Source organism: Leisingera coralii (assembly GCF_049056525.1).
Classification (GTDB): Bacteria; Pseudomonadota; Alphaproteobacteria; order Rhodobacterales; family Rhodobacteraceae; genus Leisingera; species Leisingera coralii.
The window spans coordinates 21,560-44,419 of the sequence record NZ_JBHUPT010000035.1; the positions used below are offsets into that span (position 1 = coordinate 21,560).

Consider the following 22,860-nt stretch of genomic DNA (forward strand, 5'->3'; position numbering starts at 1 on the left):
GATTGGATCAGCTTCCGGGTTGCGGAAGCTGCCTGTGCAAACTTTTCCCGTAGTGACAGATATCAATGAAGACGTCTCAATCCCGCATCTCATCGCGGTGATTGATGCCTTTGTTGACCGGAACATTCCGCTGTCCTGCGTTGTGAACCCCTTTGATAAACACGGCCGCGCGCATACTGCAAGAAGCAAGCTGGCGCAGGTTCTGAACGGATATCTGATTGGCAACAGCGGTTTGGATGTTGTGCCTTACGTTCCGGATTTGCAGTCGCTGTCCGAGTATTTTCAAGCCCGGGCCGCTCATGACGCAGTCTCTGCCATGCAAGGAATGCTGCGCTCGGGTAAGGCCGCTCGAAAATCTGCAAGCGTTTTGCAGGCAATCGCGTGTACGGATCTGGAAAAACCGGCTGCTCCGCGCGGGGTGCGTTCCGCAGGCATTCTCAATCTCCTGTCGGTTCCAGCACAGTCAGCACCGGTCCGGTCCGAAACCTGGGACAATGGTGTGGTGAGGCTGTATGGCGGCACCTTGCTATCCTTGAAAGACCTTGAAGGGAAAGTGCAAGCCGCCGGACCTTCTGCCAGCCAGAACATTGTCTACTTCTCGGCCAAGGACTTCTCTGCAATAGGCTTGAAACAGCTGAAGGCAGCCGCGGTTCGGTTTGCCAGCGGGCTGTCGCAACAGGAGCTGGATGGAGATGTGTCCCTGTTGCCGGTAACGGACATTCAACTGCGCGACACCTACGGGTTCAAGCGGATGGTGTGCCTGCATATACTGCACCCGCAGGAGTATGATCGAGATCAATTATCCGGGTATTCAGCATTTACAAAGTTTCTCCAGACAGCCGGAATCCCCCATTCTAGCGGAGGCCAGTTTTCAAGTAAGGTCGGCAGCGGCTTTTGGGTTCCAACCGAATTTCCGCGAGGGAACGCTGGTGCCAGTTCCGGACCATCCAGCATGTACCCTGTAGAAATTGAAAACCGGAGTGAGGCCAAAGTCCGCACGGTCAGGCCGTTGGGGCCTGGTATCGGAGTTACCTTTTTAGCAGAAACGGGCGGAACCCAAGGGTTAGAGGGTGCGGGTTTCCTGCAATTCCCGCAACGGGTCGTCAGCAACAGCGGCGCAGCGGAAGCATTTCGGTCTGCAACGGCGGGAACCGGGGATGTGGTGGTCTTAATACAGCCAGAGGCGATTGCATTTCCGCCGGAACGCAAGGCATTGGAAAGCCTTTTGAAGGACATGCTCAGGGACCAGGGGACGAAGTTTCTCCTTCTTGAAGAGTTCGTCCGAGCCGTTGCCCCGGCTGGACCATTGCCGGCCCGCCTGAGGAAGACGGCTGCCGCCATGCCGGAGTTGATAAAGACACGCCAGAACCTCTCGAACGCTGGGCGGCAAGAGCTTTTGGAAGATGCCCGTGTGGCTTGGCAGTATTTCGAAAAATTCACTAACCCAAGGACCGGGTTGTGCCCAGCGACAGTGGACTTTACGCCGGGAGGGAGGCACCACGAGGCCGTCACTATGTGGGACGTAGGGAGCCACATCAATGGCTTAGTGGCCGCTTTGCAGATTGGCTTGATCAGCCAAGCGAACTTTGACACCGCTATCCGAAAGATTCTGCCCAATATCACGGGCAGGACGTCCAAGGGCCGTCACTTGCCGCAGGGATGGATACGGACCGACCGCCGCAAATGGGGCAACAGGGACTTCGACGGATCCGACGCAGGCCGGCTGCTTGCTGCCTTGGACAACCTGCGCCGATACAGCAAATTTGGTGAACAACTGGCTGAGCTTGTCTCCTCCTGGGACCTTCAGAAAGTGATCATTGAGGGCGAAATTCACTCGGTCACGAATGGAGAATTAGAGACTTCATATGTGTCACATAGCGCCCACTACTCGGCATTGGCGTTCCGACGGTGGGGGGTGCCTGCAAAGTCCCCATATGAGGTCTTTGCAAACCGGTCGGCAGCCGATGGGCAAATGGCACTGCTCGAAGCTGCGGCGAGAATTGGGCCGTTCGGCGCAGAACCCCTATTGCTTGAGGCTATGGAAATGGGGATGTCGAAGGAAAGCGCCTATCTGGCTGATGTACTGTTTGCCGCTCAACTGGAGGACTTCCGCGAAACCGGCCGGCTCATCTGCGTCTCGGAAGGGCCAATCGACAAGTCTCCCTGGTTCCTCTATCAGGGACTGCAACTGGACGCACAGGAGCGCACATGGGCCTTCGACACGGTTGGGCAGGAGCCTGAGTACAGAGCGCCGGAGTTTCGCGAGGAAAACCTGGTTATCAGCAGTAAGGCTGCCTTTCTATGGTCGGCCTACCAACCGCATGAATACTCTGAGAAACTTTTTGGGTTTACCAGAAGCGTAGCAAAAACAAGAAACGGGTTTGCTTCGAGCATCTATCTGAAGACCGGTCGGCCAACCGAGGCCTACACAGACTTGAATACCAATGGCGTTATTCTTCAGGCTATTGCCCATCGTCTTGCCAGCTCAGACTGACAGGTTAGAGTCGGCAAGACATGGATTTACAGAAAAGCTTAACTGCAGCTTGGTGTTAAAAGGTTGCACACCCGCTGGCTGCAATTTCCCCTGGTGAAACCGGGTAGCCAGGGCCAGGGTTCAGAATAACCGGCTGAATTCCGGTGATACGGTTCATACAGCGGTTGACCCAGCTTTCGTCAATCCCTCGGCCGCCAACGTAGATATCCAGCCAGTTATGCCCCTGGTAGCCGCTGTGGCATGGGCCCGCTTGCGGTTTCGGTCCATCGCCGCACAGATCCTCGACTATTGCGTACCTTTGCAGATTTTTGACGTAGAACTTTGTGCCTGCAGGGTAGTCCATGTAGCTGCGGCCGTTTCGTTTCACATGCCCGACTGCAAGAGTGACCGGGTCCTCGTAGGTTCCTGTTCCACCAGCCTGCCGGTGGATCACTGGCCGGGCAATCTGTGCCGAGCCGCGGGGAGTGTTGTCCCAGTAGCTGTAGCCGGTTAAGAATACGTTCATGATTTGTTCTTTTTGGGATGCAGAACTTCCGCCAATCTCCCCAGGCACACCTTCGTCAACTAGGAGACGGGTGCTGTGCATGCCTTTGAGCCGGTCGCTTGCCTTTTCACTCACACTGCAAGCGGCTGTTGAAAGCAACGTTCCGGTTAAGAACACAAATTTGGAAATTTTGTAAGTCATACCGCCATCCTGTTTAACTGAGAACTCAGGAAGCCGCAGAGCACTTTGATATCGCGGCTGCCAGCAGTCGCAATATGCATGACGGAGGATAATAACGTGTTAAAATAAAAGGGAGAATTTTAACTCTCTCAAGCCTTGGAGGACAGGTGAGTTGCCGAAAGGCATGTTTCTTTTCTTGAAGAAGGCGCTGCAGGGTATCCGCCACGCCAGCCGTCAGCCAAACCCGTGTGTTCGATGGCACTGGGATCACGGCATCAACCCCTCTACCAAGGCCAAGACAGCCGACGGTTCGGTGCTGCCCTCCACCAATATCCGCCGCTCATCTGACAGCGTGATATCCACGCGTTGCGCCGAGACTGGCTCAGTCAACGTTGGGGCGGAAAAACAGCAGCTTCTTATGTTACTAGTTCCTCGGCACAACAGTGACAGACGGTTGTATTGTCTGACATCCGCACCTGTGGGCCTGATTGTGGGATTTGCACGACGGAAAGCCGGAACCGGCAAACCGACGGCCGGTCGGGTCGTCAAGGACATCCGCCGTAAGACGCGCAAGCACCATTCGGCGGAGGAGAGTGAGCGATCGAACGCCATGTGTTCGAGAGAGGTTGCGAACCCGCATCGTGCTGGAGGGTTTGCGTGGCGCTGGCTTTGCAGCCATTCCCCGGACTTGGCGGCCAGCGGCGCAGTGCGGGCCTGCCGGGCCGGCAGGCGCTGGCCGGGTCCTATCCCGCGGAGCTAACCCTCGATGCGGCGCAGGCTCTCGCCAGCAAAGCGCGCCGATGCAACGGACCCACCCAAGTTGCGCGGTGCGGCAGTGTGAATGCCAATCAAGCCTTCAACTGGCAGAAAGCACCGCGCTTTGCGTCTGCACTGGACGGTTACGTTTCAACCTCAGCTAACGCGCCGCAAGAAACCGTTCTGTGCGACGGTGATCAGCAGACGCTCGTGAATCTGGCTGTTGATCTCGAAGTTCCCGGCTTCCTTCAGATAGGACTGGATGGCGGTATAGGGGTTGTTTCCTTTGCCCCAGGGGCGGTCCGGATAGGTGTCCTCCTCCATCTCCTCGATCAGGGTGTCAAAAACCACGCAGTAGCTGCCCACGGAGGTGAGCGGAGCATAGGCGCGCAGTTCTTGCAGAACGTGGTCATGGGTGTGGTTGCTGTCCAGGCAGACCAGGATTTTTTTGTAGTCCGCGGCAAAGTCGTAGACCCGCTTGATGATGTCCGTATCCACGGAGGAGCCTTGGATCATTTCAATGCGGGAGCGCATGGGGTGAGCGTCGATGGCAGCGAGGTTGTGGTCGCGGATGTCGATGTCGATGCCCAGGACCTTGCGTTTGGAGACATTGGGATCAAAGCTTTCCCCTGTTTCTATGGCATCCACCATATCCAGCATGGCCAGTATGGAGGCGGAGAGGACGAGGGAGCCGCCATGGGCGATGCCAGTTTCGATGATCAGATCCGGCTTCACCTCGTAGATCAGCTCCTGCATGGCAACAATGTCCTGCGGGTACTGGATAATCGGGCGGTCCATCCAATGGAAGTTGTAGGAATACTTTGCCTTGGCGGAGCTGCGCAGAAAGTTCAGTGATACCTTCTGAAGTTCCACGTCTGCCTGCATGTCCCGGGTCCGGTCTGCAATTTCGGTTTTGAAGTAGCTCATTGCGTCACTCTTTTGCTCATATGGGGAAAATTACGATTGAAGCAGGGGTTCGGGGCGTTGCCCGATCACGCAGGGGGGGTCGTCCGGATTGTCGGGACGGGCGCCAAAGATCAGGAGGTCGCGGCGGCCGTATTGATCGGCGATGGATTCTGCGATCATCCGAACCGAGGTGCCGGAACCGCTGCAGATGTTTGTTATGCCGGTCCGGCAAGAGAGGGCATCCTGCACCAGCAGCGCGGCGGCGTCATCGACATCCATGAAGTCGCGGATCTGGCTGCCGGAGCTGAGCTCAAGCGGCCTTCCTTCTGCGAGGTTGGCATGCAGGGAGGCAATCAACCGCCGGGGGTCTTCGCCTGCGCCGTAGAGGTAGAACAGGCGCGCCCATAGAAAGGACACCCCCGCCAGCGGCAGGGTTGCCTGCAAAGCCATTGCGCAAGCAGCCTTGGCCGCGGCATAGGGGGATTGCGGGTCCAGGCGGGTGCCGGGTGCGGCAAGGCCGCTGCTCAGGTCGTATTCCAAGCAGCTGCCGATGCCGACGAAACGGGGAACTCCGGCCTGCTGGACACCCTCTGCCAGGGCCATCGTTCCGGCGACGCACTGCAGGTTCCTTGGTGAAGTCTGGTATTTTCCGGGCTCGGCATACCAAGCCATATGCAGCACTAGGTCATAGCCTCTGGCGGTATCGGCCCACCAGCTGGCTGGCAAGGAAAACAGATCCTGAACCTCGATGATGCTGTCCTGTTCACTCCGTTCGCCGATGCGGTCCGCGGTGCCCTGGCGCACCACGTGGCACAGCACATGGCCGCCCTTGTGCAGCTGCCGGGTTACGGCCCGGCCGACAAATCCTGTGGACCCTGTAAGGAGGATGCGTGTCATGTCAGGCTGCGCCTTGTTCTCATACGAATTTCTGCTGCAGCTGAGCTTCGGTGATATGCGCCAGTGCTGTTGCCCGGGCACGTTTCCGGAGAGCGTCATCCTGGCTGCCGAAGTCGAGGACCACGTCGCCTGAGCCGATGTCGTCTGCATGTTCCGCATGGTGGACAGGCAGGTCGGTGACGGAATTGAGCTGCTGCAGGGATTCTTCGGGGCAATTGCCAATGACCGCAACGCCGGTTGCCTGCAGCGTTTCCGGCAATTTGACACAGGCAAAGTAAAGCGCGGCGGTGGTCCGGATTTGCTCCATCGGGGCCGGTAACTGACTTCCTAGGCCCAGACCCCTTAATCGTGCCGCGAGTGCATAGTTCTCCAGCGGGTCACCCCCCAGCTGCAGCCGCAGCTTCAGTGCAGTATACATACGCTCGATTGGATGGGTCTGGACAAACCGGGCCACCATATCCGGTTTTGTGAGGCCGCCATGGGAAATGGCAAGACCGTGCAGATACTCAAGGCCGCCGCGGTAGGTGTCCCAGGCATTCATGACTTCGCGAAAACCCAGCTGCATGCGTGCGTCGCCTTCGAAATGGCGGCTGATGGAGCAATAGAACGGTTCTTGCGCATAGATCAGGTCACCTGCCCCCAGATATTCGGCCGGCGTGGTGAAGGCCCAGAATGCAATGTCGGTGGGGATAGGGTGCAAGGACTTAAAAACGTCCCGCCGCAGGATGCAGATTTCGGAGTAGATTTTGAATTCAGCAATATGCTCCAACAGTTGTGCATAGTTACCCTGCGCAATGGTGACGTCCCGGGGCTGGCTGTAGAACTGCTTGATCACTCTATTGGCGACCAGATCCTTGATTTGCCAAGGCGCATAAAGGCCGCAGGCGTTTGGGTTGGCATCCAGCATCTCAATGGACTTTAGCACGCCTTCAGGCCGCAGCCGGTCGTCATCTGCCAGATAGACGACGTAAGTCCCTTTGGCCGCGCGCAGGGCAGCGTTGATGTTGGATACCGCCCCAAGGTTTGTTTCCTGCCGCAGGATCGTCAGGGGCAGACGGTCTTGCACAGCCTCTAGCAGCTCCAGCGTGTTGTCGGTGGAGGCGTTGTCGGAGATGATGACTTCTGTTTCGAAGGGCAGCTGCTTCAGTATGTCTTCCAGATGCACAAGCACCGTTCCCAGATACCTGGATCGGTTGTAGGTCGGAATGCAGATGCTGAGCTTGGGTTCTGACATGAGGGGTGATCCTGTTTGAATGTGAGGTGCGGCCTAGGCGGAGAGCGCGTGTGTGAACGCCGGCAGTTCCAGGCGGAGGGGTTCCGGCATGACGGTCCAGAACGCGGTGCCGTGATCCCTGGCCAGCCAGGCGAGATCCTCGGCGATCTCATCCTTGATGTTCCATGGCAGAATCAGAAGATGTTGCGGGGGCGTTTCGCGCAGCGCTTCAACGGGGCGGACCGGAATGTGGCAGCCAGGCAGGTACCGGCCTTGCTTGAATGGCGCGGCATCGCAGACAAACGGTAACAGGCGCGGGCTGATGCGGGCATAGTTCAGCAAAGTGGTGCCTTTAGCCGCTGCGCCATAGGCGGCAACGGTTTCGCCGCGGGATTTGCAGCCGGTCAGAAACGACAGCAGGCTGTTTGCGGCGTGGTCTGCCTGGGATTGCAGGGTCTGGTAGAACTCCGGCGTCTTGATACCGGCCAGCGCCTCCTGCTCCAGAACTTCGCTGACGGCAGTCATCCGGGTGTGCGACGCTTCTGCCCGGCATCCCCAGACCCGGAGGCTGCCGCCATGGGTCGGCAAGGTCTCCACGTCAAAGATGCGCAGGCCCGCCGCGGTAAAGATCTTGTCTACTGCCGTCAGCGAGAGATAGGAGAAATGCTCGTGGTAGACGGTGTCGAATTGGCCGTGGCTGACAAGCTCCAGAAGATGCGGAAACTCCAGCGAAACCACGCCCTCTGCGGCGAGCAGCTGATACAGCCCGCGGCTGAAATCATTGATATCGGGCACATGGGCATAGACGTTGTTGCCGGCGATGAGATCGGCGCCGCCATCGCCCCGGCCCTGCGCCGCCCTTTCCTGGCGCAGCGCCCGGGCGGTGGCTTCGGAGAAGAATTCCAGGCGGCTGTCCACGCCCAGGGCCCGGGCGGCTTCGGCAGTGCTGGCGGTCGGCTCGAAGCCGAGGCAGGGGATGCCCGCCGCCACGAAGTTCTTCAGCAGGTAGCCGTCGTTGGAGGCCACTTCGACCACGAAGCTGTCCGCATCCAGGCCAAAGCGCCCGATTGCGGCCTCCGCATAGCGTGCAGCATGGGCGCACCAGCTGCTGGAGGTGGAGGAGAAATAGACGTAGTTGGCGTCAAACAGGTCATCGGCGCGGCAGAAATCCTCGGTCTGCACCAGGGTGCAGGAGGGGCAGAAGAACAGCCGCAGCGGAAAGTGAACCTCCGGTTGCAGGCGCTGGCCGGCTTCCAGATAGGCATTGGAGGGCGGCGCATGCGCCAGGTCCAGGATGTTGTGCGAAAGCGGCGTTGAACAATGTCGGCACTGCATCACGAGGCCTCCTTTATGTCAGAGAGATACGGCAGGGCCGCATCGCGTTCGGAAAGCACCGTCACCGGCAGCTTCCACTGGATTGCAATCTGCGGGTCCCGGTAGGACAGACCGGCCTGATGGGCGGGGCTGAAGGGCTGCGAATGGCTGTAATGCAGGGTCACGTCATCGCTGAGGGTCTGAAACCCATGGGCGATGCCGGCCGGGATATAGAGCGTGTCCGCCCGGGCCCCGTCCAGGACGATGCCGGTCCACTGCAGGTAGGCGGGGGATTCCGGCCGGAGATCGACCAGCACGTCGTAAATGCGGCCAGTGATGCAGGTCAGCAGCTTGATTTCGGCGAAAGGCGGCGTCTGGTAATGCATGCCGCGGATGGTGCCCCTGGCGGCGGTCCGCGACAGGTTGCTTTGCACCCAAGTGCTGTTCAGCCCGGCCTGTTCCAGCATTTCCGCGCAGGACAGGCGGCAGAAACTGCCGCGCGTGTCTTCGTGCAGCTGCGGCCGGCAGTGGAACACGCCCGGCAGGGACAGGGCGGACAGGAGCGGGGCGGACATGGATCAGCCCCAGGTCTTCCAAGGCGCGCTGCCGCTGCTCCACAGGCTTTCCAGCTGATTCTTGTCCCTGAGCGTATCCATCGCGCTCCAGAAGCCGCGGTGCTGGTAGACCGACAGCTGCCCGTCCTTCGCCAGCCGCTGCAGGGGTTCCTTTTCCCAGACCGTCTCCGGTCCCTCGATATGATCCAGAACCGAGGGTTCGCAGACAAAGAAGCCGCCGCTCACCCAGCTGTTGTCGCCTGCCGGTTTCTCCACAAAACCGCTGGCGGCGCTGCCGTCCATCTCGATGCTGCCGTAGCGGCCGGTGGGCTGCACCGCGGTGACCGTCGCCTGGCGGCCTTCGGCAAAGTGGAAGCCGATTAGGCTGGTCAGATCGACATCGGAGACCCCGTCGCCGTAAGTCAGGCAGAAGGTCTCGTTCAGATGCGGCCGGGCATAGGCCAGGCGGCCGCCGGTCTGGGTCAGCTCGCCGGTGCTCAGCATGGTGATGCGCCAGGGCTCTGCGGAATGGTTCAGGATATTGAAGTCGCCGGTTCCCAGATCGACGCTCACGTCTGCATTATACAGCAGGTAGTTGGTGAAGTACTCCTTGATCATATGGCCTTTGTAGCCGCAGAGGATGACGAAATCCGTCAGCCCGTGGGCACTGTAGGACTTCATGATATGCCACAGGATGGGCTTGCCGCCGATCTCCAGCATCGGCTTTGGCCGCAAATGGGATTCTTCGCTGATCCGGGTGCCAAGACCGCCGGCCAGGATGACAACTTTCATGTGCTTGCTCCCATCAATTACAATCTCACTTGAAATTTAGCGATACGCGGGCACGGTTAATTTTCTTTTACCGGAGCAGGTGTTTCAGGTTTGGTAACCATTCTCTATTAGGCCTTCTGGCACCAGCGCCCCTGCTGGAAGCCCTGCCCGAGGTTGATCATGAGCAAAACCCCGCCCTACCCGTGTCCCGTGTGTCAGCCGCAGGCGGAGGGCCGCCGGGCGGTGCAGGCCTGCCGGGGCGGCCAGGTGATCGAGCGGCGGCTCAACGTGCCGGCGCTGCAGAATGTCACCCTGGCCACCCGGGAAGCGGCGCAAACGGCCCGGCGCGGCACCTTGAAAATGGTCCAGTGTTGCGGCTGCGGCTTTGTCTGGAACGCCGCCTTTGACCCGGAGCTCATGTCTTATGACGGCGGCTACAACAATGATGTCACCGCCTCGAGCTTCTATCAGGCGCATCTGTGCGCCATGGCGGACCGGATCCTGGCCTCGGTGCCGCCGGGGGAGGATATCCACTATGTGGAGATCGGCTGCGGCGAGGGGGATTTCCTGCGCCTGCTGCATGAGCGCGGCCAGGGGCGGGTGGTCTCGGCGGTTGGCTTCGACCCTTCTTTCACGGCGCCGGAGCAGCTGCCGGATGGGGTTGTCGTCCACCCCTGCTATTTCACCCCGGCGGAGACCGCGAAGATTCCGCCGCAGACCAATGTCGTCTGCTCCCGCCATACCATCGAGCATGTCAGCGATGTGCAGGGCTTTGCCGCGAACCTGGCCGCGGTCATGGCGCCGGGGCGGCAGCTGTTTGTCGAAACGCCCGACGCGGACTGGATCCTGCGCCATAGTGCGTTCCAGGATTTCTTCTACGAGCATTGCGCGCTCTACACCCCGCATTCGATCAGCCTGCTGCTGGCGCAGCACGGCCTGCAATGCGAGGTGGTGCCTGTCTATGACGGCCAGTACATGTGGGTGCAGGCGCAAATATCCGCAGAAGGCCTGCCCGCGGTGCCGCCGCCGACCGCGGACCCGCAGGAACTGGGGCGGGCCTATCAGGCGCATCGCGGCGCATTGCTGGACAGATGGTCGGCCTATCTGGAGCGCCGTAAATGCGCAGGCCCGGTTGCCATCTGGGGCGCTGCCTCCAAGGGGGTGACCTTCTCGCTGATCATGAACGCCCGCGCGCATCAGATGATTTCTGCGGGCATCGATCTCAATCAGGCCAAGCAAGGCTGCTACATGCCCGTCACCGGCATCCCGATTGTGCCGCCAGAGGAGGCCAGGCAGATGGGGGTGGCGACCATCGTGATCATGAACCCGAACTACGAAACGGAGATCCGGGACATGATTGCCGGGATGGGCTGGTCCGTTGAGATCGCGGTGCTGAATGAAACCGCCGGCGGGCTTCAGCTCAAGCATGTTTCCTGACCCAGACAGCAAAGGCACCAACGTGAGCAACAGTGACTTCCGCAGTGCGCCCTCGTTCTGGCAGGGGCGCCGTGTGTTTGTGACCGGACATACCGGTTTCAAGGGCAGCTGGCTGACCGCCTGGCTGCTGCAGATGCAGGCACAGGTGCGCGGCTTTGCGCTGCCGCCCTCGACGACCGGGGTGCCCGCGGGGCGGCAGAGCTTCTTTGAAGAGCTGGGGCTGGCGGCGCAGATCGACCATGTGCCGGGTGACGTGCGCGATCAGACTGCGCTGCGCCAGGCGGTGAAGGCCTTTGATCCGGAGGTTGTCATCCACATGGCGGCGCAGCCGCTGGTGCGCTATTCCTATGCGGCGCCGGTGGAAACCTATGCGACCAATGTCATGGGCACCGTGCATCTGCTGGAAGCCTGCCGCACGGCGGCGCCGTCGCTGCGTTCGGTTGTCGTGGTCTCCAGCGACAAATGCTATGAGAACCGCGAACAGATCTGGGGCTACCGGGAAACCGACGCCATGGGCGGGCATGACCCCTATTCCAACAGCAAGGGCTGCACCGAGCTGGTCACCGCCTCCTACCGCAGCTCCTATTTCCCGCCCGACCGCCTGCAGGAGCATGGTGTGGCGCTTGCGTCGGGACGGGCCGGCAATGTGATCGGCGGCGGCGACTGGAGCCCGGACCGGATTGTTCCGGATGCCATGCGGGCCTTGGCCGGCGGCAGCACCCTGCGCCTGCGCCACCCCGGGGCTCTGCGCCCCTGGCAGCATGTGCTCGACCCGCTGGCGGGCTATCTCCGCTTGGCCGAAATGGGGTTTTCAGCGCCCGAACTTTGCGCCCGGGGCTGGAATTTTGGCCCTGCGGACCAGATGAATCTCTCCGTTGGGGAAATGATCGCCGGTTTCGCGGACACCCTTGGCCCGGAGTTTCAGTGGAGCTGCCAGCCGGACGGCACCCTGCATGAGGCAAATCTCCTCAAGCTGGACTGCAGCGCCGCGCGGCAGCTGCTGGGCTGGCAGCCGCTGCTTGATGCCGGTCAGATGACGGCCTGGACCGCGGAATGGTACAAGGGCCGGACGCCGGAGCAGAGAAACGCGGCCGCCGCACGGCAGATCACGGAGTACCGGAACCGGCTGGCCGAGGCCTGATGTGCCCAGCCTTTCCCCGTCGCAGCGGTTAGGCTCAGGACTTCGGTAGCGGGCAGTGTGCAACGCAGGTTCCCTTGCAGCGTCTCACAGCAATAAATGACGATTGCTGCGAGGGCGATGGCGGATAAGAAGACCTTTGAGCACCGGCCTGCGCCGGCGGTGCGGCTGACGGCTGCAAGGCCTGCTTCTTTACTTTGCTTCGATCTCTTCGTGCGCCTCCGGTCAAATTGCACCGCTGGGAACAGTGATTGTTTTTCACCTTTTTAACAGTTTGCGGCCCGCGAGTTTGCGTTAGCTCAACAAACTCTTACCTTTGATTTTTTGAATGTTTTGATTTTCAAAATCAACCGGCTGTAAAATGACTCAGATCAATGTGACGGGCTTCGGTCCCTCGCATTCTCCCGTCCAGCGAAGTGAAGCTGACCTGGAAAACCGGACACAGACACAGCCGATTCCTGCCTGGCTTGCTCCGCTGAGAAAGTGAGAGCCAAGGAGGACGCATATGTCCGAACAGCCAACCAAAGCCGAAGAGCGGAATACTTTCCTGTTTCTCGCCGTCATCCTGGCGCCGGTTCTGGCGGTGGGGATTGTCGGCGGTTACGGGCTGATCATCTGGATCTCCCAGATCTTCCTGGGCCCGCCCGCCGGTTAAGAGGCCAGGCCGATGCCAGCTCATGCCAGCACAGCCCCTTCCCGGCGCGCCTTCCTGACCGGACGGGTCGCCAGGCCCGAGCCGGAGTTCCGTCCGCCCTGGACCGATGAGGCCCGGGTGCAGGCGCATTGCACCAGCTGCAATGCCTGCGTGGAGGCTTGCCCGGAAGAGATCATCGAATTCGACAGCCGCAACCGCCCGCGGATCAGCTTCCGGGGCGGCGAATGCACTTTCTGTGCAGCTTGCGCCGAGGCCTGCCCGGAACCTGTCTTCGATTTGGAGCAGCCCGCACCCTGGCCGGTAAGTGTGGAAATCGGCAGCAGCTGCCTGTTGTCCGCGGGCATCACCTGCCAGCTGTGCACCGACATCTGCGACCCGCGCGCCCTTCGGATGGATCTGTCGGTCCGTCCGGCAGGCGCCATCCAGGTTGATGCGGAGGCCTGCACCGGCTGCGGTGCCTGCCTTGCAACCTGTCCCAACAATGCCATCGCGATCCGCGATCCCCGCCAGCAAAGGAGCCCCGGGTGACACAAGAGCTTCATATTTCCAGCCTGCTGGTGCGCAGCGACCCGGCCTGCATGGAGGCCGTGCTGGACACCATCAAAGCCATGCCGAACGCCGAAATTTCGCAAACGGATCCCTCGGGCAAAATTGTCGTTTTGTTCGAAGCGGACAGTGATCGTGCCATTGGCGATGCCCTGGCCAAAATCCAGCTTCTCGACGGCGTCGCCAGCGCGGCGCTTGTCTTCCATCAGACCTGCGATGCCCAGGAACTCGCCCTTCAAGAAGGAACCCCCCAATGACCGGAATTACACGCCGTGACGCCATCAAGGCGCAGGCTGCCGCCGCCGCGGCGCTTGCTGCCGGGCTGCCGATCCCCGCGGCAGCGCAGAACCTCGTAACCGACGCCAGCCTGACCGAACTGAAATGGTCCAAGGCGCCCTGCCGCTTCTGCGGCACCGGCTGCTCGATCATGGTCGCCACCAAGGCCGGCCGCGTGGTCGCCACCCATGGCGACACCCAGGCCGAAGTGAACCGCGGCCTGAACTGCGTCAAAGGTTACTTCCTGTCGAAGATCATGTATGGCGCCGACCGCCTGACCACGCCGCTGCTGCGCAAGACCAACGGCGAATATGACAAGAACGGCGAGTTCACCCCGGTCTCCTGGGATGAGGCCTTCGACATCATGGCCGAGAAGTGGAAGAAGACCCTGGCCGAGAAAGGCCCCGAGGGCATCGGCATGTTCGGTTCCGGCCAGTGGACCGTCTGGGAAGGCTATGCCGCTTCCAAGCTGATGAAGGCGGGCTTCCGCTCCAACAACATCGACCCGAACGCGCGCCACTGCATGGCCAGCGCCGTGGGCGGCTTCATGCGCACCTTCGGCATCGACGAGCCGATGGGCTGCTATGACGACTTCGAGAATGCCGACGCCTTTGTGCTGTGGGGCTCGAACATGGCGGAGATGCACCCGATCCTGTGGACCCGTCTCACCGACCGCCGCTTCAGCCATCCGCATGTGAAGGTGGCGGTGCTGTCGACCTTCACCCACCGCAGCTTCGATCTGGCCGACATCCCGGCGGTCTTTACCCCGCACAGCGATCTGGTGATCCTGAACTACATCGCCAACTACATCATCCAGAACGGCGCGGTGAACGAGGACTTCGTTTCCAAGCACGTCAACTTCAAGCGCGGCAACCAGAACATCGGTTATGGCCTGCGGCCCGAGCACCCGCTCGAGCAGATGGCCGAGAACGCCGGAAAGGCCGGCGGCGCCTCGGAGATGACCTTCGAGGAATTTGCCGAGTTCGTTTCCGAATACACGCTTGAAAAGGCGGCGGAGATGTCCGGTGTCCCGGCTGAGACGCTGGAGAAGATCGCCAAGCTTTATGCCGATCCGGAGACCAAGGTCATGTCGCTCTGGACCATGGGCGTGAACCAGCACACCCGCGGTGTCTGGGTCAACAACATGATCTACAACATCCACCTGCTGACCGGTAAGATCTCCACCCCCGGCAACTCGCCGTTCTCGCTGACCGGCCAGCCCTCGGCCTGCGGCACTGCGCGCGAGGTCGGCACCTTCGCTCACCGTCTGCCCGCCGACATGGTGGTCAAGAACCCCGAGCACCGCGCCTATGCCGAAAAGATCTGGAAGCTGCCCGAAGGCACTGTGCCGGACTGGGTCGGCGCCCACGCCGTGAAGCAGAACCGCGACCTGAAGGACGGCAAGATCAACTGCTACTGGGTGCAGGTGAACAACAACATGCAGGCCGCCCCCAACATGATGGAGGAAGGGCTGCCGGGCTACCGCAACCCCGATAACTTCATCGTGGTGTCGGACGCCTATCCGACGGTGACGGCCGAGGCCGCCGACCTGATCCTGCCCGCCGCCATGTGGGTGGAGAAGGAAGGCGCCTACGGCAACGCCGAACGCCGCACCCAGTTCTGGTACCAGCTGGTGAACGCGCCGGGCGAATCCAAGTCCGACCTGTGGCAGCTGGCGGAGTTCTCCAAGCGCTTCACCACCGATGAAGTCTGGCCCGCTGAAATCCTGGACGCCAATCCGGACTACAAGGGCAAAACCCTGTTCGAGGTGCTGTTCGCCAACGGCAAGGTCGACCAGTACGAGCTGTCCGAGAAGGCCAAGGAATACGGCAACCACGAATCCGAGGACTTCGGCTTCTACATCCAGAAGGGCCTGTTCGAGGAATACGCCGAATTCGGCCGCGGCAAGGCCCACGACCTGGCGCCGTTCGAAACTTACCACGAAACACGCGGCCTGCGCTGGCCGGTTGTGGACGGCAAGGAAACCCAGTGGCGCTTCAAGGAAGGTTCCGACCCCTATGTGACCCCGGGGACCGATTTCGAGTTCTACGGCAAGCCCGACGGCAAGGCGGTGATCTTTGCGCTGCCTTACGAGCCGCCGGCGGAAAGCCCGGACGCGGAATACCCGTTATGGCTGACCACCGGCAGGGTGCTGGAGCACTGGCACTCCGGCTCGATGACCCAGCGGGTGCCGGAGCTGTACCAGGCGATCCCGGACGCGCTGTGCTACATGCATCCGGACGATGCCAAGGCCATGGGCTTCCGGCGCGGCACCGAAGTGCGGGTGATCTCGCGGCGCGGTGAAATCCGCACCCGGGTGGAAACCCGCGGCCGCAACAAGCCGCCCAAAGGCCTGGTCTTTGTGCCCTGGTTCGATGCGCGCCGGCTGATCAACAAGGTCACGCTGGATGCCACCGATCCGATCTCGAAACAGACGGACTTCAAGAAATGCGCAGTCCGTATCGAAGCAGTGTGAGGTCCGTCATGAAACATCTCCGTCTCGCCATCCTGGCCGCACCGATCCTGCTGGCCTCGGCCGCTTTCGCCCAGAACCAGGTCGCCACGCTGCGCAACACCGCGCCGCTGGACGAGCAGGGCGAAGCCACCCAGATCCCCGGTGTCGTCAACACCGACATCCGCCAGGTACGCAACTACCCGGATCAGCCACCGCTGATCCCGCACAAGACCGACAACTATCAGGTCGACCTGAACTCCAACAAATGCCTGACCTGCCACAGCCGCACGGCTGTGGAAGTCAGCCAGGCGCCGATGATTTCGGTCACCCACTTCATGAACCGCGAGGGCCAGACCCTCGGCGCGGTCAGCCCGCGGCGCTATTTCTGCAACCAGTGCCACGTGGTGCAGACCAACGCCCGGCCGCTGGTCGAGAATGAGTTCGTCGATGTGGACAAGGTGCTCGACTATGTGCACTCGAAGCAGGGCGGGGCGGACTGATGTGGAGTTTCATCAAACGGGTCTGGTGGATCATCAGGCGCCCCAGCACCTTCTTCTCGCTCGGCTTCCTGACCATGGGCGGCTTTGTGATGGGGATCATCTTCTGGGGCGGCTTCAACACCGCGCTTGAGGTCACCAACACCGAGGCCTTCTGCACCAGCTGCCACGAAATGCGCGACAACGTGTTCGAGGAGCTGAAGCCGACGATCCACTATTCCAACCGCTCCGGCGTTCGGGCCTCCTGCCCGGACTGCCACGTGCCGCACAACTGGACCAACAAGATCGCCCGCAAGATGCAGGCCTCCAAGGAGGTCTGGGGCAAGATCTTCGGCACCATCAACACGCGGGAGAAATTCCTGGAGCACCGGCTGGAGCTGGCACAGCACGAATGGGCGCGGCTTGAAGCCAACGACTCTCTGGAGTGCCGTAACTGCCACTCCGACGAGTCCATGGACATCACCCGCCAGTCCAAACGCGCGGCAGAGGCGCATGAGCGCTTCCTGTTCACCGGCGAGAAGACCTGCATCAACTGCCACAAGGGCATTGCCCACCAGCTGCCAGACATGGCCGAAGCCGAAGGCGAGGATCATGCGGGCCTGCTGGCGCCGGCCCATGGCGAGGGACTGCTGGCCAGCACCCGCAGCTATCTGGGCATAAGCAGCGACTGACGCTGCCAGCCCCGAAAAACACTAGAAAAGGCCGCTGTCCCGATGGGCAGCGGCCTTTTTAGTGTCTGTTTTAGTGTCCGTTTCCTACGCTGGTGGAGCGGCAGGAAACGGTCCTGACCCGGGCTTACAGCGGGATGCTGCCCAGGTGGTCCTCGCCGCGCTCGCGGGCCAGCTGCATTTGCTTCTGCCGCTCACGGAACCGGACCTTGTCTTCTTCCGAGGTCTGATCAATGCACAGGTGGCAGCTGACGCCCTGCTCGAACTCGGGCCGCGCCTTGTCCTCCGGCAGGATGGGGCGGCGGCAGCCATGGCACAGCTCATGCGGGCCTTCGACCAGCCCGTGTCCGACCGACACCCGGTTGTCGAAGACAAAGCATTCGCCTTCCCAGGTGCTGTTCTCGGCCGGCATTTCCTCCAGGTAGCGCAGGATGCCCCCCTTCAGGTGATAGACATCCTCCACCCCCTGGCCCAGCAGGTAGTTGGTGGATTTCTCACAACGGATGCCGCCGGTGCAGAACATTGCAACCCGTTTGTTGTGGAAGCGGTCCTTGTTCTCTTCCCACCAGGCCGGGAAGTCGCGGAAACTCTCGGTCTTGGGGTCGATGGCACCCTCGAAGGTGCCGATCGCCACCTCATAGTCGTTGCGGGTGTCGATCAGGACTACATCGTCCTGCCGGATCAGGTCGTTCCACTCCTCCGGCTCGACGTAATGCCCGACGGAGGCCAGCGGATCCACGTCCGGCTGGCCCATGGTCACGATCTCCTTCTTCAGCCGCACCTTCATCTTGCCAAAGGGCGGCTCGGCAGCCGTCGCCTCTTTCCACTCCAGCCCGGCACAGCCCGGCAGCGCCTTGATATGCGCCAGCACCGCGTCGATGCCGGCACGCGGGCCGGCGATGGTGCCATTGATCCCCTCCTGCGCCAGCAGCAGCGAGCCTTTGACGTCTTGCGCCTGGCACAGGTCCAGAAGCGCCGGCTTGATCGCGGCAGGATCGGGGAAACGGGTGAAGTGATAGAGGGCAGCAATCGTGTACATGCCCCGGCCTTAGAACCATGGCGCACGGTTTTCAAGAGCAAGAACCGCCATCGGGGAGCCAATAAAACAAGGGCTTTGCATGCCTGCGTTCAGCTGCGGCCGCCTGCCGCCGGCCAGCGGGAGTTCCCAAGCGGCACTTGTCCCGTTACAAATTGTGCAAGCCAGCAAAGGAGTTGCCGATGACCCAGGCCCTGATCGTTGTGGATGTGCAGAATGACTTCTGCCCGGGCGGGGCGCTGGCGGTGCCTGGCGGGGATGAGGTGGTCTCCCCCATCAACGCCATGATGGACCGTTTTGACGCGGTGATTCTGACCCAGGACTGGCACCCGGCAGGGCATTCCTCCTTTGCCTCCGCGCACCCGGGCAAGGCACCGTTTGATACCGTGGAGATGCCCTATGGCACCCAGGTGCTGTGGCCCGATCATTGCGTGCAGGGCAGCAGCGGGGCCGCGTTTCACAAGGACCTGCGCACAGATGGCGACCTGATCATCCGCAAGGGGTTCCGCCCCGGGATCGACAGCTATTCCGGCTTCTTCGAAAATGACCGGACCACGCCCACCGGGCTTGAAGGATACTTGCGCAGCCGCGGCATCACCCGGCTGACCCTGGCCGGGCTGGCCACCGACTTTTGCGTTGCCTTCACCGCGCTGGACGCGGCGCGGCTTGGCTTTGAAGTGACGGTTGATCTGGTTGCGTGCCGGGCAATTGATCTGAACGGCTCGCTGCAGGCAGCGCTCGAACAAATGAAAGAGGCAGGCGTTGCTCTTCAATCTTGAGTTGAATTGCCGAATTATTAACAATAGCCTGCCTAAGCTGTACGGACTCACCGACGGCAAGGCGCATTGATGGATATTTCCGACGGGGCCGCCACCGGCCCTCTGGCCAGTTACTACAAGCGTTACGGCTCACTCGAGCTGCTGCTGCGCTATGCCCGCGGCCGCGTGCGTTTGTTCTGGGGCCGCCAGCTGTTCATGGCTCTGGCGTTTATTGCTCTTGGGCTGGTCATTCCGCTGCAATATGCGCTGCTGGCCTTTGCCGTGACGTTTGCCGGGGATGCTGCGGATTGCCTGCTGCTGCGCCGGGCAGACCGCCTGGCCGGCCGCGGGATGAGCGAGGGGGCTTTGCGGCTGTTGACAGCGCTGACCGCTTTCCTGCACGCCCTGACACTCTGTGCTGCTGCGTCGGTTCCCTTCTGGATCGAGATTCCGGCCCTGGAGCTGCATGCGCACAATGAACCGCTGTTTACGGTTAGCCTGCTCCTGGGGGCGGCGATCAATGCCGGGCTGGTCCTGCCGTATCACCCCCGGGCCGTCATCGCAAAACTCGTCACCTATGCAGTGCTGCCAGTTGCGGCTCTGGCGGTGGAGATTCTTGAAACCCCGGCGGCGGCGGCAATGTACGAATTGCACCTCGCAGGGCTGGTGGTGCTGTATACGTCTTATCTGTGGTTTCTCGCTTTCGTCAGGCGCAACTTCAGCCGGACCCGCAGCAACATGCTGGCCCAGGCCCTGCAGCAGCAGGAGCTGGAAGCCGCCTATGCAGAGCTCTCCGATCAGCAGATGGAGGCCAAGCGCCTGGCGCTGGTGGCGGAAAACGCCAATGACAGCGTGATGCTGATGGACCGGGAGGGGCGGATTACCTGGGTCAATGACAGCTTTACCCGCCTCACCGGATATTCCTTTGACGAGGCGTTGGGCCAGCTGCCCGGTGACCTGCTGAACAGCGGCAGGACCGATCCTGCAACCATCCGGCTGCTGCAGGACAGCGTCCGTGATGCCCGTCCGGTGCGGGTGGAGATCTGCAACCGGCGCAAGGACGGGCGGCATATCTGGTTCGAGACCAGCCAGGTGCCGATGCTGAACAGCGCCGGGGAGCTGGAAACCCTGATCGCGGTGGAGCGTGACATTTCCGCCGCCAAGGAACACGCCCGGCAGCTGGAGCAGGCGCGGATCGCCGCCGAGGAAGGCGCCCGTGCCAAGGCGGAGTTCCTGGCGACGATGAGCCATGAGATCCGCACCCCGATGAACGGGGTGATCGGCATGGCCCAGCTGCTGCGCGACAGCGGCCTGAACGAAGAACAGGAGCTTTATGCCGGGACCATTCTCAGTTCGGCGGATACCCTGCTGGCCCTGATCAATGACGTCCTCGACTTTTCCAAGATGGATGTCGAGGGTGTCACCCTCAGCCGCACCAACTTCGATCCGCGCACCTGTTTCGAGGAAACCATCTGCCTGCTGAAGGCCCAGGCGGACTCCAAGGGGCTGGGGCTGCTGCTGGACATCAAGGATCGTGCGCCCGCACAGCTGCGCGGCGACGACCGGCGGATCCGGCAGATTTTGCTGAACCTCGCCGGTAACGCCATCAAGTTCACCGAGCAAGGCCGGGTGCTGGTGACGCTGGATGCCGAACCGGCAGAGCAGGGTTTCGACCTGGTCTTTTCGGTGGCGGACACCGGGATCGGCATCCCCAGGGATATGCTCTCCAAGGTGTTCGAACGTTTCTCCCAGGCGGATGCCGCAATCAGCCGGCGCTTTGGCGGCACCGGCCTGGGGCTCGCCATTTCCCGCCGCCTGGCAGAGGCGATGGGCGGAAGCATTACGGTGAATTCCGAACTGGGACTGGGGTCCTGTTTCACTGTGCGGCTTCGTCTGGATCCTCCACGGGCTGAGCAGGCAGCGGTGCCGGGCGCCGTACCGCAACCGGGCGGTTTTGCCACGCTGGAGGGGCTGCGGGTGCTGGTGGCGGAGGACAACGCCGTGAACCAGGTGCTGATAGAGAAATTTCTGCAGCCGACGCCGGTGGAACTGGCCTTTGCCGAGAATGGCCGCGAGGCGGTGGCGCGGTTCGAGGAATTTGCGCCGGATATCATCCTGATGGATATGTCGATGCCGGAGATGGACGGGCTGGAAGCCACCCGCGCGATCCGCACCTTGGCGCGGCGGCAGCCCGCTATTGTGGCGCTGACTGCCAACGCTTTCGACTCCGACCGGGAGGCCTGTCTGGCCGCAGGCATGGACGAATTCATGAGCAAACCGATCAACCGCGGCAAGCTGCTGGAGTTGCTGATGCAGCTGGCGCCCCGGGCGCAGGCCCGCCGCGCGGGCTGATTTCCTTTGCCCCCGCTGGCGGGCTATCCTATCAATCAGTGACTCCTTAAGCACGAGGCCGCCGGTGGATATTGCAACCCGCGTCTACAATCACAAATGGAAGATCGATCCGATTGTCCGGTCGCTGATCGATACCGATTTCTACAAGCTGCTGATGTGCCAGTCGGTGTTCCGCAACAAGCCGGACACCACGGTGACCTTCTCGCTGATCAACCGCTCCACCCATGTGCCGCTGGCCCGGCTGATCGACGAGGGCGAACTGCGCGAGCAGCTGGACCACATCCGCTCGCTGTCGCTCAGCCGCGGGGAGAGCACTTGGCTGCGCGGCAATACATTCTATGGCAAACGCCAGATGTTCCGCCCGGATTTCATGGAGTGGTTCGAGGGCCTGCGCCTGCCGCCCTACCATCTGGAGCGCAAGGGCGATCAGTATGAGCTGACGTTCGAGGGCAAGTGGCACGAGGTCATGCTGTGGGAAATCCCGGCCCTGGCAGTGCTGATGGAGCTGCGCTCGCGTGCGGTGCTGGACAAGATGGGCCGGTTTGAGCTGCAGGTGCTGTATGCCCGCGCCATGACCCGGGTCTGGGAGAAGATCGAGCGCCTGCGCGATATCGACGGGCTGACGATTGCCGATTTCGGCACCCGCCGCCGCCACTCCTTCCTGTGGCAGGACTGGTGCGTGCAGGCCATGATCGAGGGGCTGGGAGAGAAGTTCACCGGCACCTCCAACTGCCTGATTGCAATGCGCCGCGAGGTGGAGGCGATCGGCACCAATGCGCATGAGCTGCCGATGGTCTATTCGGCGCTGGCGGACAGCGACGCGGAACTGGCCCGGGCGCCTTATGAGGTTCTGTCCGACTGGCACGACGAGCATGAGGGCAATCTGCGCATCATTCTGCCGGACACCTACGGCACCAAGGGTTTCCTGGACCGCGCCCCGGACTGGCTGGCGCGCTGGACCGGCATCCGCATCGACAGCGGCGACCCGGTCAAGGGCGCGGAAGTGGCGATCAACTGGTGGAAGGACCGCGGCGAGGATCCGGCGGAGAAGCGGGTGATCTTTTCCGACGGCCTCGACGTGCAGCAGATCCAGGACCTGCACGCGCAGTTTTCCAGCCGCACCAAAGTGTCCTTTGGCTGGGGCACGCTGCTGACCAATGATTTCCGCGGGCTGGTGCCGGATGATGCGCTGGCTCCCTTCTCGCTGGTTTGCAAGGCGGTTGCGGCCAATGGGCGGCCGACGGTGAAACTGTCCGACAACCCGGAAAAGGCGATGGGTCCGGCCGAGGAAATCGAACGCTACAAGCGCGTTTTCGGTGTCGGCAAGCAGGAGCGTCAGGCGGTAATCGTTTGATAAGACTTCGCCGGTCTTGGGGTGGGTTTCCCTGCAGAGGATACAATTAGTGGCAGAGTTTATGCCCCAATGTTTCGCGCGCGAAACATTGGGTAATAGCTGCTGACCTGAATCTCCGC

20 protein-coding genes are annotated in these 22,860 nt (G+C 61.5%); 12 read left to right on the top strand and 8 right to left on the bottom strand.

All coding sequences use genetic code 11. The features are described from left to right. Nucleotides 1–52: 52 nt before the first annotated feature. Nucleotides 53–2,494: a DUF3131 domain-containing protein gene (locus ACFMBG_RS13445; RefSeq protein ID WP_421055208.1), complete on the top strand. Its 2,442-nt coding sequence runs from the start codon at nt 53–55 to the stop codon at nt 2,492–2,494. A gap of 55 nt (nt 2,495–2,549) precedes the next feature. On the opposite strand, the gene ACFMBG_RS13450 is transcribed toward ACFMBG_RS13445, so the two are convergent. From ACFMBG_RS13450 to rfbF, 7 genes are all read right to left on the bottom strand, one after another. Beyond that, nucleotides 2,550–3,179 carry a hypothetical protein gene (locus tag ACFMBG_RS13450; RefSeq protein ID WP_421055209.1) on the bottom strand — a complete coding sequence of 210 codons (630 nt, stop codon included), beginning with the start codon at nt 3,177–3,179 and terminating at the stop codon, nt 2,550–2,552. 891 nt (nt 3,180–4,070) lie between these two features. Continuing rightward, nucleotides 4,071–4,841: a cephalosporin hydroxylase family protein gene (locus ACFMBG_RS13455; protein WP_421055210.1), complete on the bottom strand. Its 771-nt coding sequence runs from the start codon at nt 4,839–4,841 to the stop codon at nt 4,071–4,073. 30 nt (nt 4,842–4,871) lie between these two features. After that, nucleotides 4,872–5,717: an NAD-dependent epimerase/dehydratase family protein gene (locus tag ACFMBG_RS13460; RefSeq protein ID WP_421055211.1), complete on the bottom strand. Its 846-nt coding sequence runs from the start codon at nt 5,715–5,717 to the stop codon at nt 4,872–4,874. 19 nt (nt 5,718–5,736) lie between these two features. Further along, nucleotides 5,737–6,951: a glycosyltransferase family 2 protein gene (locus tag ACFMBG_RS13465; protein ID WP_421055212.1), complete on the bottom strand. Its 1,215-nt coding sequence runs from the start codon at nt 6,949–6,951 to the stop codon at nt 5,737–5,739. 33 nt (nt 6,952–6,984) lie between these two features. Beyond that, nucleotides 6,985–8,265: a methyltransferase domain-containing protein gene (locus tag ACFMBG_RS13470; protein ID WP_421055213.1), complete on the bottom strand. Its 1,281-nt coding sequence runs from the start codon at nt 8,263–8,265 to the stop codon at nt 6,985–6,987. Continuing rightward, a complete protein-coding gene (locus tag ACFMBG_RS13475; protein ID WP_421055214.1) occupies nt 8,265–8,819 on the bottom strand; it encodes a dTDP-4-dehydrorhamnose 3,5-epimerase family protein in 555 nt (184 codons plus the stop codon). The genes ACFMBG_RS13470 and ACFMBG_RS13475 overlap by 1 nt, the downstream gene beginning before the upstream one ends. 3 nt (nt 8,820–8,822) lie before the next feature. Then, complete coding sequence (gene rfbF / locus ACFMBG_RS13480) at nt 8,823–9,590, bottom strand: glucose-1-phosphate cytidylyltransferase (RefSeq protein WP_421055215.1); 768 nt, start codon at nt 9,588–9,590, stop codon at nt 8,823–8,825. Between the two features lie 159 nt (nt 9,591–9,749). On the opposite strand from rfbF, the gene ACFMBG_RS13485 reads away from it, so the two are divergent. The 8 genes from ACFMBG_RS13485 (at nt 9,750) to ACFMBG_RS13520 (ending at nt 17,244) form a co-directional block, all read left to right on the top strand. Next, nucleotides 9,750–11,006 (top strand): class I SAM-dependent methyltransferase, encoded by a 1,257-nt coding sequence (locus ACFMBG_RS13485; RefSeq protein WP_421055216.1) that lies wholly within the window; start codon nt 9,750–9,752, stop codon nt 11,004–11,006. A gap of 22 nt (nt 11,007–11,028) precedes the next feature. Next, the gene (rfbG, locus tag ACFMBG_RS13490; protein WP_421055217.1) at nt 11,029–12,147 is read left to right on the top strand and encodes a CDP-glucose 4,6-dehydratase; all 1,119 of its coding nucleotides are present in this window, start codon (nt 11,029–11,031) and stop codon (nt 12,145–12,147) included. Between the two features lie 502 nt (nt 12,148–12,649). Next, nucleotides 12,650–12,799: a periplasmic nitrate reductase, NapE protein gene (gene napE / locus ACFMBG_RS13495; protein WP_008553292.1), complete on the top strand. Its 150-nt coding sequence runs from the start codon at nt 12,650–12,652 to the stop codon at nt 12,797–12,799. A gap of 12 nt (nt 12,800–12,811) precedes the next feature. After that, nucleotides 12,812–13,327 carry a ferredoxin-type protein NapF gene (gene napF / locus ACFMBG_RS13500; RefSeq protein ID WP_421055218.1) on the top strand — a complete coding sequence of 172 codons (516 nt, stop codon included), beginning with the start codon at nt 12,812–12,814 and terminating at the stop codon, nt 13,325–13,327. Further along, on the top strand, nt 13,324–13,602 hold the full coding sequence (locus tag ACFMBG_RS13505) for a chaperone NapD (protein ID WP_421055219.1): 279 nt from the start codon (nt 13,324–13,326) through the stop codon (nt 13,600–13,602). Before napF ends, ACFMBG_RS13505 begins: the two co-directional genes overlap by 4 nt. Continuing rightward, nucleotides 13,599–16,097: a nitrate reductase catalytic subunit NapA gene (napA, locus tag ACFMBG_RS13510; RefSeq protein ID WP_421055220.1), complete on the top strand. Its 2,499-nt coding sequence runs from the start codon at nt 13,599–13,601 to the stop codon at nt 16,095–16,097. Before ACFMBG_RS13505 ends, napA begins: the two co-directional genes overlap by 4 nt. An 8-nt stretch (nt 16,098–16,105) precedes the next feature. Beyond that, entirely contained in the window at nt 16,106–16,576 is a 471-nt protein-coding gene (locus ACFMBG_RS13515; RefSeq protein WP_421055221.1) for a nitrate reductase cytochrome c-type subunit, read from the top strand. After that, on the top strand, nt 16,576–17,244 hold the full coding sequence (locus tag ACFMBG_RS13520) for a NapC/NirT family cytochrome c (protein ID WP_421055222.1): 669 nt from the start codon (nt 16,576–16,578) through the stop codon (nt 17,242–17,244). The genes ACFMBG_RS13515 and ACFMBG_RS13520 overlap by 1 nt, the downstream gene beginning before the upstream one ends. A gap of 124 nt (nt 17,245–17,368) precedes the next feature. Here ACFMBG_RS13520 and trhO read toward each other — a convergent pair whose 3' ends face one another. Beyond that, nucleotides 17,369–18,280 carry an oxygen-dependent tRNA uridine(34) hydroxylase TrhO gene (gene trhO / locus ACFMBG_RS13525; protein ID WP_421055223.1) on the bottom strand — a complete coding sequence of 304 codons (912 nt, stop codon included), beginning with the start codon at nt 18,278–18,280 and terminating at the stop codon, nt 17,369–17,371. A gap of 179 nt (nt 18,281–18,459) precedes the next feature. Between trhO and pncA the strand changes: the two genes are divergently transcribed. From pncA to pncB, 3 genes are all read left to right on the top strand, one after another. Beyond that, nucleotides 18,460–19,056: a bifunctional nicotinamidase/pyrazinamidase gene (pncA, locus tag ACFMBG_RS13530; RefSeq protein ID WP_421055224.1), complete on the top strand. Its 597-nt coding sequence runs from the start codon at nt 18,460–18,462 to the stop codon at nt 19,054–19,056. Between the two features lie 69 nt (nt 19,057–19,125). Beyond that, nucleotides 19,126–21,387 (top strand): ATP-binding protein, encoded by a 2,262-nt coding sequence (locus ACFMBG_RS13535; protein WP_421055225.1) that lies wholly within the window; start codon nt 19,126–19,128, stop codon nt 21,385–21,387. A 64-nt stretch (nt 21,388–21,451) separates the two neighbouring features. After that, nucleotides 21,452–22,741, top strand: coding sequence for a nicotinate phosphoribosyltransferase (gene pncB / locus ACFMBG_RS13540; RefSeq protein WP_421055226.1), 1,290 nt, complete (start codon nt 21,452–21,454; stop codon nt 22,739–22,741). Nucleotides 22,742–22,860: the final 119 nt, after the last annotated feature.